This is a genomic window from Mangrovibacterium sp. (assembly GCF_059905295.1).
The window spans coordinates 1-14,546 of sequence record NZ_JBZQJF010000245.1 but is presented as its reverse complement, the minus strand read 5'-3'; the positions used below and the strand labels follow the sequence as shown (position 1 = coordinate 14,546).

The following is a 14,546-nucleotide window of genomic DNA, read 5'->3' as shown; positions in this document are numbered from 1 at the left end:
CATTGAACCCCATTGGGCGGTCCGTATAAAAAGCGAATGGAGTCTTTTCCGTAGGGAATAAAACGATTTTTAAATATTCCGTATCTATTATTCAGTTATTTAGAAATTGTAAAAGTCCTTGCTATTGCCGATTAGGCCCTTTATTTTTAGGCAAGTTCAAAAATAAAGAATATATGCGTCGTTATTTCCTTTTTATCGCCTTGCTAGTGGCTGGTTGTCAGCAAAAACAAATGCTGGTGGAGCCAGGTGTTGCTAAAAGTCTGGCCGATTGGCGGGCTGCACACATTAGCGATCTTAGCTATCATTTAAATTTTACGATCCCCTCGTCAATGCAACAGAAAGTGCGCGGCGAAATGCAGGCCAGCTTTCAACTGGATGAACGGGGGCAGGACCTGCCGTTTGATTTTAAAGGTGATGGTGCGATGGTTCACGAGGTTGTAGCCAACGGGAAAAAGATTCCGATACGCTGGGAAGGCCAGCATGTTCTGATTAAGGCCCGGCGATTAAAAAAAGGACATAACAACATTTCGATTCGTTTTACCTCATCGAATCAATCGCTTAACCGAAACGAGGATTACCTATATACCTTGTTTGTCCCCGATCGGGCATCAACGGCCTTTCCCTGTTTCGATCAACCAAATCTGAAGGCGAAGTTCACGCTGGAACTAACCGTACCTGATGATTGGAAGGCAGTGGCCAATGGCCCGGAAGAAAAAGCGGATAACTACGATGGTAATACAACCCATTATTTTGCGCAAACAAAGCTGTTGCCGACCTATTTGTTTGCTTTTGCAGCGGGTGAGTTTGAAACTGTGAGTCGGGAGCATAACGGGAGGGCTTATACTTTATACCATCGGGAAGATAGCCCCGCGAAGCTGAAGAATAACCTCGACGATATTTTCAAGCTGTTATTCCTTTCAGTGGATAGTATTGAAAGTTATACGGGCATTCCGTATCCTTTTGCCAAATATGATTTTGTGGCCGTGCCTTCGTTTCAGTATGGAGGGATGGAACACCCCGGAGTTACACTTTTCAAGGATTCGCGCCTTTTTCTCGAAGGAAAACCGACACCCCGCGAATTACTCAATCGAGCCAACCTGATTGCACACGAAACTTCGCACATGTGGTTTGGCGATTTGGTTACGATGTCGTGGTTCGACGAGGTGTGGCTGAAAGAGGTATATGCTAATTTTATTGCCGATAAGGTGACAGCTCCTTTGTTCCCCGACTTTAACAGGGATTTGTTGTTCCTGATGGCTCATTATGCCGAAGCTTATTCGGTCGATCGGACCGGAGGAGCTAATCCGATAACGCAGCCCCTGGCAAACCTGAAAGATGCGGGAACCTTATATGGTTCGATCATCTACCATAAAGCGCCGGTAGTTATGCGAATGCTAGAAGATCGTATCGGGAAGGATGCGCTTCGGCAAGGCTTACAGAAATATCTTAAAGAATACAGCTATGGCAATGCCGGATGGAATGAGTTGATTTCGATTTTAGATACCGATGGCCATTTAAAAGAATGGTCGAAAGTATGGGTTGAAGAAGCCGGAATGCCGACTTTAACAGCTCAGGTTGATCGTTCTGATGTGTTGATCCGGCAGGAAGATCCCGCGGAAAAAGGACGCATTTGGCAGCAACAGTTTCAATTGGTGTGGTCTGTCGGCGATAGCTTGTACCGGAAACAGGTTGAGCTGAATAAGCAGGAGGTCAGACTTACCGGTATTCTGCCGGCCAAAGGTGTCGACTGGCTTTACCTGAATGGTAATGGAAGAGCTTATGGTTTTGTTGTGCTCGACTCGTTAACTACCCATTACTTTACAAAGCATTTGTCAGAGGTGAATGATGTGTTACTTCGTGCAGCAGCCTGGATTGATCTGCACGAGAACTGGCTGGAAGGTAAACTCGCTCCGGTGGACTTTGCTCAGGCTGTGCTTACGAACCTACCGGAAGAGAAGGATGCTGTCTTGTACGAGCGGATGCTTTCATACCTGGCCGATTGTTATCAGAACGACTTGTCGACGGATGATAAGAATAATCTTCAAGCACCAATTGAGAAACTCATTTATACGCAATTGGCTAAATGTCCCGAACATGCGAATGCACTTTGTAAGGCGGCGATCACACTTTTTCGGTCGTCCGAAGGACTGAAGGCCCTTTATGCGGCCTGGGAGAAGCAACAGCTAGCTGGTAATTCATTGACAGTAACACAACAGACCGATTTGGCATTTAGCTTGGCCTTGCATTTCCCGGATCGGGCTAATGAGATTCTGAACAAGCAGGAAGCTCGGTTGGATAATCCTGATTTGAAAGCCAGGTTTCAATTTATTCGTCCGGCTGTTTCTCCCGTTGAGGCTGTCCGCGATAGCACGTTCCAGTCTTTTGCACTTGTTGCCAATCGGGAACATGAGCCTTGGGTACTTACAGCCCTGTACTACCTGAATGATCCCGAGTTTTCCGTTGGGCGCGAAAGATACATCGAGTCGGGGCTTGAGCTTTTGCCGGAGATTCAGGAAACGGGCGATATCTTTTTCCCTCAGGGCTGGGTTAATAGCTTGTTGCGAGGGCATAAATCGGAGGAAGCTGCCGAGTTGGTGCGTAATTTCCTGTTTATCCAACCGGATTTCCCGGCGCCTTTGCGTTTGAAGATACTGCAGGCCGCCGATCGCTTATTGCGAAAACACCCGATTAAGGAGCAAGACTGATGATGGAATATCGGATTGAAACCTTCCCCGAAACTTTGTTGGTCGGATTGTGTCTTCGCATGTCGATTGCTCAAAACCGAACCGGAAAATTGTGGCAAAGCTTTATGCCCCGGCGGGAAGAGATTCAGCATACAACAGGTGACGATCTTTTCTCGGTACAGTTTTATCCAACAGATTATTTTCAAGCCTTCAGCCCGGCGATGGAATTTGAAAAATGGGCTGCTGTTTCGGTAGATACTTTCGACGAGCTACCCGAGGGGATGGAACAGTTGACAATTCAAGAAGGCTTGTATGCCCGATTTTTCTACAAAGGTTCCTCCGCAAATGCACCGCAGGTTTTCGGCTGGATTTTTGGAACATGGTTACCTCAATCTGACTATGAACTGGATTACCGTCCTCATTTCGAGATTCTCAGTGATCGGTATCGACACAACGATCCTGCCTCGGAAGAGGAAATCTGGATCCCGGTTCGGAAGAAAGTCGTTGAAAGGTAATTTTTCAACGCTGCATGATCGAATGCTGATTGACTTTACCGAATAGATTTCTCGGAAAATTTTAACTTTGTGCCTTTCAAAAAAACTAGAAAAGGGGATATGCAAAAGAAAATTATGTTGCTGGGTTCCGGCGAATTAGGAAAGGAGTTTGTAATTGCGGCGCAGCGTTGGGGGCAAACCGTAATTGCTGTTGATAGTTATGCCAATGCACCGGCGATGCAGGTTGCTGATGCTTGTGAGATTATCAATATGCTGGATGGCGAAGCACTCGACCGTGTTGTTGCCAAACACCAGCCGGACCTGATTGTTCCGGAGATTGAAGCCATTCGCACTGAGCGTTTCTACGATTACGAGAAACAGGGTATCCAGGTTGTGCCATCAGCCAAGGCGGCCAATTTCACCATGAACCGGAAAGCAATTCGTGATCTGGCAGCAAAAGAACTGGGGCTGAAGACGGCCAACTACAGGTATGCCAAATCATTTGAGGAACTGAAAGCCGGCGTTGAGGAAGTCGGTATTCCTTGCGTTGTGAAACCGTTGATGTCATCATCCGGTAAAGGTCAGTCAACCATTAAAACAGCTGACGAGATTGAAAAAGCCTGGAAGATTGCCGGCGAAAAAGGGCGGGGTGATGCAGGTGAAGTGATTGTAGAGGCTTTTGTTCCATTTGTGAGCGAAATTACCTTGCTGACTGTTACTCAAAAGAATGGTGAAACCTTGTTTTGTAAGCCTATTGGGCATCGTCAGGAACGCGGCGATTACCAGGAAAGCTGGCAACCCGTGATTTTGCCTGAAGGTTTTGAAGAGGAAGCTCAGCAAATGGCAGCCAAAGTAACTAAGGCTCTGGGGGGAGCCGGTATTTGGGGTGTTGAGTTTTTTATTACAGCTGAAGGTGTTGTCTTTAGCGAGTTGTCGCCTCGTCCGCATGATACCGGTATGGTAACTCTGGCTGGCACTCAAAACCTGAACGAGTTTGAATTGCATTGCCGCGCAGTATTAGGCTTACCGATTCCGGAAATTCGCCAAGAGAAAGCCGGCGCAAGTGCTGTGGTCTTATCGGGCATCGAAACCATCAATCCGATTTATTCCGGCTGGGAGCAGGTTTGTCTACATCCGCATGCCGATTTCCGCTTGTTTGGCAAAGAAGCTGCTCGCGAATATCGCCGTATGGGTGTTGTTGTGTTGAATGCCGAAGCTGGTACCGATGCGTTGGAGTTGCAAAAGGAAGCCCGGGAACTGGCCAATAAAGTGGAAGTGAAAGCTCGCCTATAGGACAAGAGGTTCGTTCAACGAGCAGGGATTGATAATTAAAATGTAAAATAAAGAGGGGCATCATGCCTCTTTTTTGTATTTTAGTTACAACCAAACTCTAAAATATGAAACGTTACCTCCTGTTCCTGTTCTTTATTCTCCTGATTGGTTGTTCGAAAAGTTCGGATGATTCGGTACTGCCGGTTTCTCCCGGTATGTATTTCCCTACGATTAATTCAGATACCTGGGATACCCTGCCTCTTACCGGTTTGGGATGGAATGAGACTGCGTTGGACAATTTATACACTTATCTGGAAGAGCAAAATACGAGGGCTTTCCTCATTCTGAAAAACGGGAAGATTGTGGTTGAGAAGTATTGGGGACAGAATATAACAGAAAGTGCGGACTTCACCTTTCGGGATGTTTGGTATTGGGCATCGGCAAGTAAAACACTAACAGCATTGATGTTTGGAATTGCACAGGAGGAAGGTTTGCTGGATATCAATGATCCAACGTCGACCTATCTGGGAGAAGGTTGGAGCAGTGAACCGACCGAGAAGGAAGCGATGATTACCATTCGCCATCAGTTGACAATGACAACCGGTTTGGATTATACGGTAGATGATTTAGACTGCACCGATCCTTCATGCCTGCAATATAAAGCGGATGCAGGAACACAATGGTTTTATCACAACGCTCCGTACACCTTGCTCGGAGATGTTCTAGCCAAGGCCTCCGGGCAATCTGTAAGTAATTTTACGAAGGCGTCTGTTTCGCAGAAAATTGGAATGAAAGGAATTTGGCTGCAAACCGGCGACAATCACGTTTATTACAGTACGGCACGTGGCGCTGCCCGTTTCGGTTTGTTGCTGTTGAATAAAGGGGCATGGAACGGCACTGCTGTGTTATCCGATCAGGATTATTTCTCCGCGATGACCAATACCTCACAGGATTTTAACCAGTCGTATGGTTATTTAACCTGGTTGAACGGGAAGGAATCAGTTATTTTACCGGGAGTAACCGAGGCTGTTAATTTAAGTATTGCTCCTGCTGCTCCTGCTGACTTATTTGCCGCGATGGGTAAATACGGGCAGTTTATTGATGTTATTCCTTCGGCCAACATGGTTGTTGTTCGTTTAGGGGAAACTCCCGACGATAACCTTGTTCAGCTTCACCTGACCATGTGGGAGAAACTTGCAGCTGCGATACCTTTCGACTAGTGGCTATTTGAGCTCACAGGAGTTCGAAATCTTCAGGTTGAATACGGACGGATATTTGTTCATCAGTTGCAATATGGTTTCTGTCAGCAAGTTCATAACAGGTTCGTATTCGCCCCGTAACAAGGTACTCATTGTTCCGATTTCTGTTTCTACCTCCGGTTGCTTCTCAAGTAGCGCAAGCAGCTCATTAACGGGTTTCTCGTAACGTTCCTGTAAAGGGTAATAACTTATTTCAACGGTGATGTACATGGTTTAATCTTCTTTCTGAACACAGGCAGCCATAAAAACAGCCGGGACGGAATTTGCCTCTTCGGTGCCATCCAGTAACTCCCCATTTGCGTTGAGGTGGACGCATAGGACGATTTTGGGAGTTCCAAAACCTTCAAGGTAAGTTTCCAGGTCACTTTTCGACATCAATTCACTATGGCTGAAAACCGGATCATCGGCCTTTGTCTGGCCGATAATGGAAGCTTCGTTTAAACAACCTACGATGAGCCAACCTCCCGGTTTCAAAACACGATACATTTGGGCAAAAGCCTGCATTTGATCTTCACAAAACTCCAGGGCTGTAATCACCGCGATGTTGTCGATTGATTCGTGTGCCACAGACAGGTTCATCATGTCAGCCTTTCGGAATTCAACGCGGCCGGCTAGTTTTCGTCGGGCTTGGTCGAACATGGCATCCGAAACATCGGAAGCTGTAACGGAAAAACCTTGTTCCAAGAAAAACTCGGTCCAGTGGCCGGTGCCGCTTCCCAACTCAAGCATGTGACCTCGCGGAATTTCCTGAATGACTTCCAGTAAAGCTGCGTGTTCCAGTTCATCTACTTTTTTGCCCAGTTCCGTTTCGTAATACGAATCGTATGCATCGGCGACAGCCGGATCTGCGAAAATATTCATGTGCTTTTTTATTTGTTGTCAAAAATAGGATGAATTCCAATACACGCGACTACTGACTGCCTAAAAATCGGAAAGCCGGATTACTGTCATCCTGTTTGGCCAGCGGGCTTTTTGTATTTCCGTGCCAGACGGAGGGAGTATGGTACTGGGGATGTCCCTCTTTTAATTCGTGACCCAGATCTCGTCGCAGGCCAACATGGGCTTTTTCGTTTTGTGTTTTCGCCAGTCTGGTAGTTGTTGTTGAGGTTCTGCTTTTACCCGGATGTATCTCAGGTTTTGTTGTTTAAAATTGATGGTCATCGGGATTTTCTGAATCGTGTAATCCTCTTCCAACTTGTTTCCTTCAAGCTCTCCAAGCTTTGTGAAATGATTTCCGTCCACCGAACCTTCAACGATTAAGTGTGTTGGTCGGAAGATCCAGTGTCGTTGGTCTTCGAGGAAATTTAGTGATACCTGGCTTATGGTTGTATTTGCTTTCAGATCGATGGTGCAGGCTAAAGGTGAATTGTAGAAACAGAGCCAGTTGTAGCTGTAGTCGTCAAATCCGTACATGCCATCAATTAGTGTTCGTGAGCCTTTGTTAGCGTATTCTGAAACAAACGGATAAGTCATTTCCGTGACTTCACCCTTCGAAGCCAGGTTGTTTGCAGGTGGATTTTGAAAGCACCAATTCCATTCTTGTTTGTATTGAGCTAGTGTGGTGCCGGCTTCATTCAGTTGATTGATTTCATTCTTTTTACAGGCTTCACAAAAACGATCTACACGCTGGTGCATACCCTCTTTGGCACAAAGGCTGCCATCGGGCTGCTTTGCCCAAAGGCCATAGCGATCCCGGCCATAAAAACGGGTTTGTTGCAGATAGGCAAACTCGTCGGATAACCGAAGACGATTGACGCGTTTCCAAAGTTCCGGTTTGTTGTCGACGGCAATCTCTGCTGAATCCAGTAGCGTACTGTACTGGTCCATAAATTGGGGAGATAAGAAGCTGTTCCAGGCTTCCACCGGGTTGCCATAAATATTGAGCTGTGTTTTCGTTTGTTCAACAGCTTGTCGTTGCAGGTTGATATACCGCTTTATGTATGTTGCTGCAGCACCATAATAGCCATCCAGAAATTCGTCGGTTAGTTTTTTGACATCCTGATTTGGAGACCACATTAGTTTAGCCAGCACGTATTGCTTGAGTTCTGCTAAATTGCTGTAATCGTATCCGCTTCCCTGGGCAAAAACTCCCGAAATACCATGCTGTTTGAAATAGTTTAAATTGGGTTGAAAAGTTGAGATAACCGGAAACGGAGCAAGATAGTTGGTAAATTGGGTATAATAATCCCAAACGAAAATATGCGAACTTATCTTTTGCCAATTCTGAAGGTTGAGGTTGAAAGCTGCCGCACTTTTTTCCTGATCAAGTTCGCTGGTGCGGTTTGCATCAATGGAACTCAACAAAATGTATACGTTTGATCGTGGTTTCTCATGCAGTGGGGCACGGGCTGTACTTCCATAGGCCAATGTCGTAAAAATACGGTTGGGGAAGGCTTTTGCAATTTCATTGACAAAATGAATTAAGGTTCCTGCATCTCCTCCTTCACGTTCGTTTATTTTGCAACATTTTTCGCATTCGCAGGTGCCAATATCATCGTTCGGACTGATTGACCAATAGATTGCATCCGGGTTTTCTGCTATTCTTTTGCGAATCGTTTCAATGGCGATTTGCAAAACTTCTTTATTTGTGAGGCATAGCTGTAACGGTTGCCGCTTGCCCATGAAAAAAGAAAAGTATTCCGGGTGGTCGTGAAAATATTCCTTGGCCGGGACAAGTTGGTTGAAAGTGTGCCCCCAAAGTCCCCAAAGATCGTCCAGCCTGTGTAGTTTATACCAATCAAGGTATTCAGAATCCGCTTCTGCCGGGAAATAAGCTTCCCGGTATTCAAAAGCGGGGGAGGAGTGAAACTGCAAATCGTTGGCTACTGTTAGCGTGTCGCGTTGGGGACAAACTGCCGGTTCATTGGCATTCCATTTCCGACAACCCAATATATCTTCAATGAAGGTATAAACCCCGTAGATAATTCCTTTTCTTGTTCCTCCTGTAAGGGTAAGATTTCCTTGCTTTACGCTAATGGAATAGCTCTGTTCATGTTTTGGACTCTTCACCCAACTTGTTTGCCCAATGCTGATGTAGGGAAAATCCGGTTTCCTGTCCGATTTAATAATTGGTAGTTGCACGGTTGTTACACGCTTGAAATAAGTCTGAAATAGTTGAGCTGCTTTCTGATCTTCAGCGTTGGCAGATGCTGAAATGACAATTTTGTAGGTTGATTTTCCGTTGTTGGCCAGTTCTGTTTGTCCGGCCGAACTGGCATCAGCAAGATGGGACAAGAATATGGTCAATAGCAAAATCAGGTTTTTGTACATGTCAGAAATTTCTCAATAAAGTTAGGTAGAAATCATACTGATTGTAGCTTTGGTTATTCGGTATTCGCTGATTGGCATAGCTGGCAACCAGGTTGATTGTCCATTTGTAGTTGATGCTTTTCTGAAAACCGAGACCTGCTGATTTCATCAAAAATCCCGAAACACGCTCGGTCCCGAAATTTCGGCTGCGGTCGTCAGGGCTTGTTCCCAAGGCACCGATAACTGAGATGTAATCCAGCTTATCATTCAGGTAGAAACGGTGATTTAAGGTATAAGCCTGATCCCATTTCCCATTATCGTGAATGGCATACACCCGAATGTTTGTCCAGTTGTTCCCCCAATATTTACCGACTGAAGCTAAGGCTGAAACTGTATGGTAACCTCCCGAAAAAATGTAGCGAGAGCCTAATTCTCCCTCCCAGCCTTTGTTAAAGCTATGGAACAGTGAATAGCCGGCACGCCATTTCGGGAAAACCAGCTCATCGGGCGACCAGCCTGCGATAGCATACGAATAGTTGCGTTGGTTATGCTGATAATAAAGTTCCGACTCCAATTGATATCCCGTTGCAGTTCCCCGGTCCCGGTAGTTTGCCCGGGCAATCCAACTGGCTTTTTTGAAGCGGCGCATATATTGCAACGATGTTATCCAAGAGGGATCGCGGTTGTCGGAATAAAAGCTGTGCAAGTGAATGAGGCCAAGCTGATTTTTGTAGGTTTTACTTTTTAAAAAATCGGCATAAGTGAGGTATTGGTTGTTGTTGGTAGATTCTTTCGATGCTGCATAAGCTGCCTGGTAGGCTTCTTTGTATTGAGAAAGTTCCTCGTAGGCTGAGGCTTTTTTCATCAGGAAAAAGGTGTCGTTGGGGGATAGAAGAAGTCCATGATCAGCTGCGTCAACGGTTTGCTGATATTGCTTTAGGTCGAAATAAACCGAAGCCAGATTTTTAAGAATAGCCAGATTTGCCGGTTCAAGCAGATGAGCTTCTTTCAGGCCTGACAGCGCTTTCTCTTCTTCCTGTTTCTTCAGGAATGCCTTGCTTTGTTGTAGCAGTATATTGACGTATAAGGTTGAGTCTTTTGCCGACGGATATTCTTTCATGAGTTTTTGGGCCGGGTCAAGTGCTCTGTCGTATTCGTTGGCTTCAGCTAAAAACGAGGCGTTCTTGATCAGGAAAAGACTATCGTTTGGAAATTGTTCCAATCCTTTCGAAGCATAAGAAATAGCCTCCTTAAGCTTGTGTGTCGAATAAGCCAAATTCATGAGATGAATATGCGCATTCCGGTTTTGCGGTTCATCATGCAGTATGGCTTGCAGCAGATCTATTGCTTTGTCTGGTTCATCATTTTGAATGTCCGACTTTGCCAATTGCCAGCGGACTGTATTTAATGCATAGCTATATTTTTTATCAGCAGGATATTTTTGATGCTGATTCTCTAACAGCGCTAAAGCTTCTTCATCTTTTTGCTGATGATGAAGTGCATCGGCCTTTTTTAAAATAAGGTTCTGACTTTCCGGCTCCTCCTTTAATGCCTGGTCAATCAGCATTTCAGCTTTGGCAAAGTTTTCAGTAAGCAGGTTGAGGGTAATGAGATCGTTCAGTACATCTTTATTTTCTGGCATCATGGTATGAGCGATCGTCAGATGGACATTAGCACTGTTGTAATTTTTTTGGATTAGGAACAGCTTTCCCAACAGTTGGTGAAAGTCCGGATAATCAGGTGTGATTAACAGAGCTTCTTCGCATTTGGCAATTGCTTTTTGATATTCTCCCTCTTTTGTTAGGGCTAAGGCCTGGAAAAGCAAGTCGTCGGATGATTGCTCAACCTGTGCTTTTGCCGGAAGTAGAAGGCAGACCAAACAAATGACGAAAATAAATTTGCTGTATTTAATGCTGTTGATGTCCATTGAGTTGTCTAATAAAATTGATTTGACAGGCTAAAATCAAGCTTTACTGGTTGCCGGTTTTTGTACAAATCCCTTACGCTGCATATTCCCCCAAACGTGTTGTTTGCCCGTAAGCTGAAAGAAATATCCTTTCAACGATGCAAACAAAACAATCGGGTGATAAATCAGAGGTTCCCAAAACGCTGTAAAGCACAGGTACAACACTTCATTCCATTTATAATGTTTAAAGATGATCTGGTTCCAAACGAGCGATAAAGAGGTGAGTGCAATGGAAAAGAAATAAACAAAAACGAGGAGGATGGCAGCAAATGCCCAGTTGATTTGGTCAGTCCAGATCAACCCGATGTAACTAAGTAGTCCAATGGCTTCAATTAAAGTTGCCAATAGTTCGAATAGGAGACTGTAAGGGAGAATGACTATCCCCAACTTTTTATATTTCGGACGGAACATGAGTTTCCGGTATTGTGACAAAATTTGTAAGAGGCCTCTGGCCCAACGAATACGTTGGCGAACAAGGACCTGTAAGGTTTCCGGACCCTCAGTCCAACACAGGGTAACCGGAATATATTTCACCACGTACTCCTGTTGATTGTCGATCATGTATTGTCCCATTCGGATGATAATCTCCATATCTTCTCCGAATGAGGTCCGGTCGTAACCACCGGCTTTTAGTGCAATTTCGCGGTCGAATAAACCGAGGCCGCCCGATACGTTTGGCACAGCATTCAGATATGACCAGCCCATTTTCCCGGTTACAAAGGAGCGGATATATTCAATTTCCTGGAAACGGGGAAGTAATTTTTTGGGTGGTTTGGCACGCACAATCATTCCCGAATCGAACTCGCAGGAGTTCGCCATTTTCAGAGTTGCACCAACGGCTATTACCCGATGCTGATTGGTTAAAAAGGGTTGAATGAGTTCCAGTAAGGTGTCTGGAGCCAAAATACAATCCACATCAGTATTCAGAAAGTAGGGGAAACGTGCTACATTGAGCCCGGCGTTAAATGCGTCGGCTTTTGTTTTCCCGTTTTCTTTGTCAATGACTAGGAGTTTTTGGTAAGCTTTGTTTCTGGATTTATAATAGCCTTTTACCGGGAAGGTTGAAATTTCATTTTCACAGGCGAAGTCCGTTTTGACTAGATTGAATTCTTTAATTAATTTTTCGAGGGTATCGTCTTTACTACCGTCGTTAACAATGATAACCTCGAAACGGGGATAGTTTAATGTTAGCAGAGAACGTACATTACTGATAATGGTTACTCCTTCGTTATATGCCGGTGCAATTACGCTGATTCCCGGTGTGAGATATGAACGAAGTAATACATCCTTATCAACCGTCATGTTGTCTTTCTTGTACTTGTTGATGGCCGCCCGGGACGAAAGAATTAATAGCAGGTAAATGCCAAACAAAACAATACAATAGATGAATATGGTGTACTGATAATAATCGAATGCCTGGAGTAGAATATCTTTTAACACTAGTTGAAATTGACTAAAGGATTTTTAATATAGTTGATCAGCTCGATGTCCGAGGATGATACTTTTTTGAAAAACTCCATCTCCTGAATCTCTGCCATTGGGATGCTTTTGAAAGCAGATATGGCAGCATGACGTTTCAGCGTAAAATCGTTTTCCTCAAGGAAAATCCGGATTAGGAAATTCGGAGATAGTCCCCCCCCTGTACGTCCTAGTGCTTTTAAAATCTCTTTTTTAATAACAGGATTGTTTTCTGAGGGATATCGGTTGATGAGGTTTTCTTCATATTCCGGCAACATCAATTTGCCAATGGCATTGATAAGCCTTTCTTTAAGCCAGTCGCTGCAAGTGTCCAGTAATTCGATCATTGAAGCAGCAGCTTCGAATTGGTAAAAGTGAACAGCTAAGCGAGAGGCAAGCGAAACAAGATCTTCCGCGATGTTCTCATTGATCCATTGGGCGAAGTTGGGAACTGAATTTTCAGGAAGTTGGGAAATTGTATTGAACAGTTCCAGCTCATCCCATGTCGATAAACGTTCACCTCTTTCAATCAGGATGTCGATTGAAAAATTTTTATGATTTAAGAAATAGTAAGTTCGTGCTGCGTGGTAAATATACTTGTTCCTTTGCATTAGCAATTGATGTGTCTTCTCATCTTCAAGTATATAACCCATTTTGTTTATCTCTTTTATCGCACGAATAACCCTATTGGGAAGTACACTGTTTAGCGCATTAATCGCATCTTTCTGAAGGTTCAGCTTTAGATACAAATACTGCAGAATCTTTTGAGTATTGCCTGAAAGTTGCTGCTTCATCTCAATGATTGTTTGAACAAGTATTTTCCTGAGATACTTTCTTTTGTGGAGCTTTAACGAATCGAATTGATTTAAATGTGAGTCGATCTCAAAGGTCTTGTTTTGCGGTAAATCCTGAGTTTGAGAGATGATTTCAATGAGTAAATCCTGGGTGACAGGAACCCACTTGGACACAGAAATATCGTGGATGTAGTCCCAAAATTTGCGATTGAACAGGATTGTGTAAATTACGACAAGCACCAATGCCAACACCAGGATCAGCACGATTGCCACTTGGATGATTGCAGGACTGGTCTGATACTGATTGAATAACTGAATCAGATCGTTGAACGCGAAACTGCTAACGAATACACACACCATAAACGACTAAGCAGTAACGCTAACATTTAAAAGTCGTACTACTCTGGATAATAGCTCGCCGGGCGTAAATGGCTTCTTAATGTAGTCGTCAGCCCCATTTTCGAACCCGGCCATGACAGTTTCTTCGTTTGTTACAGCCGAAATAATAATTACCGGAACCTGGTTTTGTTCTTTGTTCTGTTTGATCCTGTCGATGATCTCGAAACCATTTGCGTATGGTAGCATCAAATCTGTAATGATTAAATCAAAAGGTGCTGTGTCCAGAGCCTCAATAGCCTCTTTCCCGTTCTTTGCAGATGTTATTGTGAACCCATTTTTTTTCAAAATGAATTCAATCATCTTCAACAACAGTTCATTGTCTTCGATTACCAAAATTTTTTTCATCTTCCCTCTTTTCGTTTAGCTAACAAGTGTGGCTAATCTAATATGTTTTTGTATTAATTAACAAAGATATTGTTAATTAATAATGAGTTGATTTGGATGTAGCAGGTTTGGTATTTTTTAATTCGAACGTATGTTGTTTTTGGCTTGATGTTGTTGTTTGTCTTACAGGAAGTATAAGAGGAAATGCCTTGCGGTAGTTTGGTCGCGTTAAAAAAAAGAAAATATTTGAAAAAGAAGGTCGTTAATGCTTGCCTGGAAATTAAGAGTAGGAATAATTACCTTTCATCACAGTTCGATGCATAAGAATTAGCTTGTTTTTATCGGTGAATAGACTTGTTGAAAATGATTTCATCGACCCCTTTTGTCTTAAGAAATTAATTAACCCTAATTAAACAAGATCCTTCTGCTTCAAAATTAATTAACGTATGTCAATTTTTAATCAGCCGTTTTGATAATGAATGAATTTGTAAGAATATCCCCTCTTGTTAGTAGCTCAGTTTTTCCATTCTGCTGGCATCAAGACGTAAGAAGATAAACAGAAGTATCGTAAATGACCACAATGACGATCCCCCATAGCTGAAAAAGGGCAGGGGAATACCAATTACAGGTGCTAGTCCGATCGTCAT

General features: G+C 43.9%; 12 protein-coding genes. 4 read left to right on the top strand and 8 right to left on the bottom strand.

Annotated features, from left to right (window positions below; translation table 11 throughout):
- The first annotated feature begins 173 nt into the window (after positions 1-173).
- The 4 genes from AC37HE_RS12780 to AC37HE_RS12765 all read left to right on the top strand — a co-directional run bounded on the left by AC37HE_RS12780 (position 174) and on the right by AC37HE_RS12765 (position 5,670).
- Complete coding sequence (locus tag AC37HE_RS12780; RefSeq protein WP_500783234.1) at positions 174-2,705, top strand: M1 family metallopeptidase; 2,532 nt, start codon at positions 174-176, stop codon at positions 2,703-2,705.
- Positions 2,705-3,199, top strand: a complete 495-nt coding sequence (locus AC37HE_RS12775; protein ID WP_500783233.1) for a GyrI-like domain-containing protein — start codon at positions 2,705-2,707, stop codon at positions 3,197-3,199. Before AC37HE_RS12780 ends, AC37HE_RS12775 begins: the two co-directional genes overlap by 1 nt.
- Positions 3,200-3,298: 99 nt before the next feature.
- On the top strand, positions 3,299-4,471 hold the full coding sequence (purT, locus tag AC37HE_RS12770; protein WP_500783232.1) for a formate-dependent phosphoribosylglycinamide formyltransferase: 1,173 nt from the start codon (positions 3,299-3,301) through the stop codon (positions 4,469-4,471).
- Between the two features lie 104 nt (positions 4,472-4,575).
- Positions 4,576-5,670 (top strand): serine hydrolase domain-containing protein, encoded by a 1,095-nt coding sequence (locus tag AC37HE_RS12765; RefSeq protein WP_500783231.1) that lies wholly within the window; start codon positions 4,576-4,578, stop codon positions 5,668-5,670.
- A gap of 3 nt (positions 5,671-5,673) precedes the next feature.
- Here AC37HE_RS12765 and AC37HE_RS12760 read toward each other — a convergent pair whose 3' ends face one another.
- The 8 genes from AC37HE_RS12760 to AC37HE_RS12725 form a co-directional block, all read right to left on the bottom strand.
- On the bottom strand, positions 5,674-5,919 hold the full coding sequence (locus AC37HE_RS12760) for a hypothetical protein (protein ID WP_500783230.1): 246 nt from the start codon (positions 5,917-5,919) through the stop codon (positions 5,674-5,676).
- Positions 5,920-5,922: 3 nt separating this feature from the next.
- A complete protein-coding gene (locus AC37HE_RS12755; RefSeq protein ID WP_500783229.1) occupies positions 5,923-6,570 on the bottom strand; it encodes a class I SAM-dependent methyltransferase in 648 nt (215 codons plus the stop codon).
- Between the two features lie 162 nt (positions 6,571-6,732).
- Complete coding sequence (locus AC37HE_RS12750; protein WP_500783228.1) at positions 6,733-8,979, bottom strand: glycoside hydrolase family 20 protein; 2,247 nt, start codon at positions 8,977-8,979, stop codon at positions 6,733-6,735.
- 1 nt (position 8,980) lies between these two features.
- On the bottom strand, positions 8,981-10,885 hold the full coding sequence (locus tag AC37HE_RS12745) for a YaiO family outer membrane beta-barrel protein (RefSeq protein ID WP_500783227.1): 1,905 nt from the start codon (positions 10,883-10,885) through the stop codon (positions 8,981-8,983).
- A gap of 36 nt (positions 10,886-10,921) precedes the next feature.
- The gene (locus AC37HE_RS12740; protein WP_500783226.1) at positions 10,922-12,364 is read right to left on the bottom strand and encodes a glycosyltransferase family 2 protein; all 1,443 of its coding nucleotides are present in this window, start codon (positions 12,362-12,364) and stop codon (positions 10,922-10,924) included.
- Complete coding sequence (locus AC37HE_RS12735) at positions 12,364-13,536, bottom strand: HEAT repeat domain-containing protein (protein WP_500783225.1); 1,173 nt, start codon at positions 13,534-13,536, stop codon at positions 12,364-12,366. Before AC37HE_RS12735 ends, AC37HE_RS12740 begins: the two co-directional genes overlap by 1 nt.
- A 6-nt stretch (positions 13,537-13,542) precedes the next feature.
- A complete protein-coding gene (locus AC37HE_RS12730) occupies positions 13,543-13,920 on the bottom strand; it encodes a response regulator transcription factor (RefSeq protein WP_500783224.1) in 378 nt (125 codons plus the stop codon).
- Between the two features lie 485 nt (positions 13,921-14,405).
- Positions 14,406-14,546 carry an FtsW/RodA/SpoVE family cell cycle protein gene (locus AC37HE_RS12725; protein WP_500783235.1) on the bottom strand — a complete coding sequence of 47 codons (141 nt, stop codon included), beginning with the start codon at positions 14,544-14,546 and terminating at the stop codon, positions 14,406-14,408.

Excerpts from the sequence above, each read along its gene's own strand:
- AC37HE_RS12745 (WP_500783227.1), bottom strand. The coding sequence starts at position 10,885 with ATGGACATCAACAGCATTAAATACAGCAAATTTATTTTCGTCATTTGT.
- AC37HE_RS12755 (WP_500783229.1), bottom strand. The coding sequence starts at position 6,570 with ATGAATATTTTCGCAGATCCGGCTGTCGCCGATGCATACGATTCGTAT.
- purT (WP_500783232.1), top strand. The coding sequence starts at position 3,299 with ATGCAAAAGAAAATTATGTTGCTGGGTTCCGGCGAATTAGGAAAGGAG.
- AC37HE_RS12750 (WP_500783228.1), bottom strand. The coding sequence starts at position 8,979 with ATGTACAAAAACCTGATTTTGCTATTGACCATATTCTTGTCCCATCTT.
- AC37HE_RS12780 (WP_500783234.1), top strand. The coding sequence starts at position 174 with ATGCGTCGTTATTTCCTTTTTATCGCCTTGCTAGTGGCTGGTTGTCAG.
- AC37HE_RS12765 (WP_500783231.1), top strand. The coding sequence starts at position 4,576 with ATGAAACGTTACCTCCTGTTCCTGTTCTTTATTCTCCTGATTGGTTGT.
- AC37HE_RS12730 (WP_500783224.1), bottom strand. The coding sequence starts at position 13,920 with ATGAAAAAAATTTTGGTAATCGAAGACAATGAACTGTTGTTGAAGATG.
- AC37HE_RS12775 (WP_500783233.1), top strand. The coding sequence starts at position 2,705 with ATGATGGAATATCGGATTGAAACCTTCCCCGAAACTTTGTTGGTCGGA.
- AC37HE_RS12725 (WP_500783235.1), bottom strand. The coding sequence starts at position 14,546 with ATGACGATCGGACTAGCACCTGTAATTGGTATTCCCCTGCCCTTTTTC.
- AC37HE_RS12760 (WP_500783230.1), bottom strand. The coding sequence starts at position 5,919 with ATGTACATCACCGTTGAAATAAGTTATTACCCTTTACAGGAACGTTAC.
- AC37HE_RS12735 (WP_500783225.1), bottom strand. The coding sequence starts at position 13,536 with ATGGTGTGTGTATTCGTTAGCAGTTTCGCGTTCAACGATCTGATTCAG.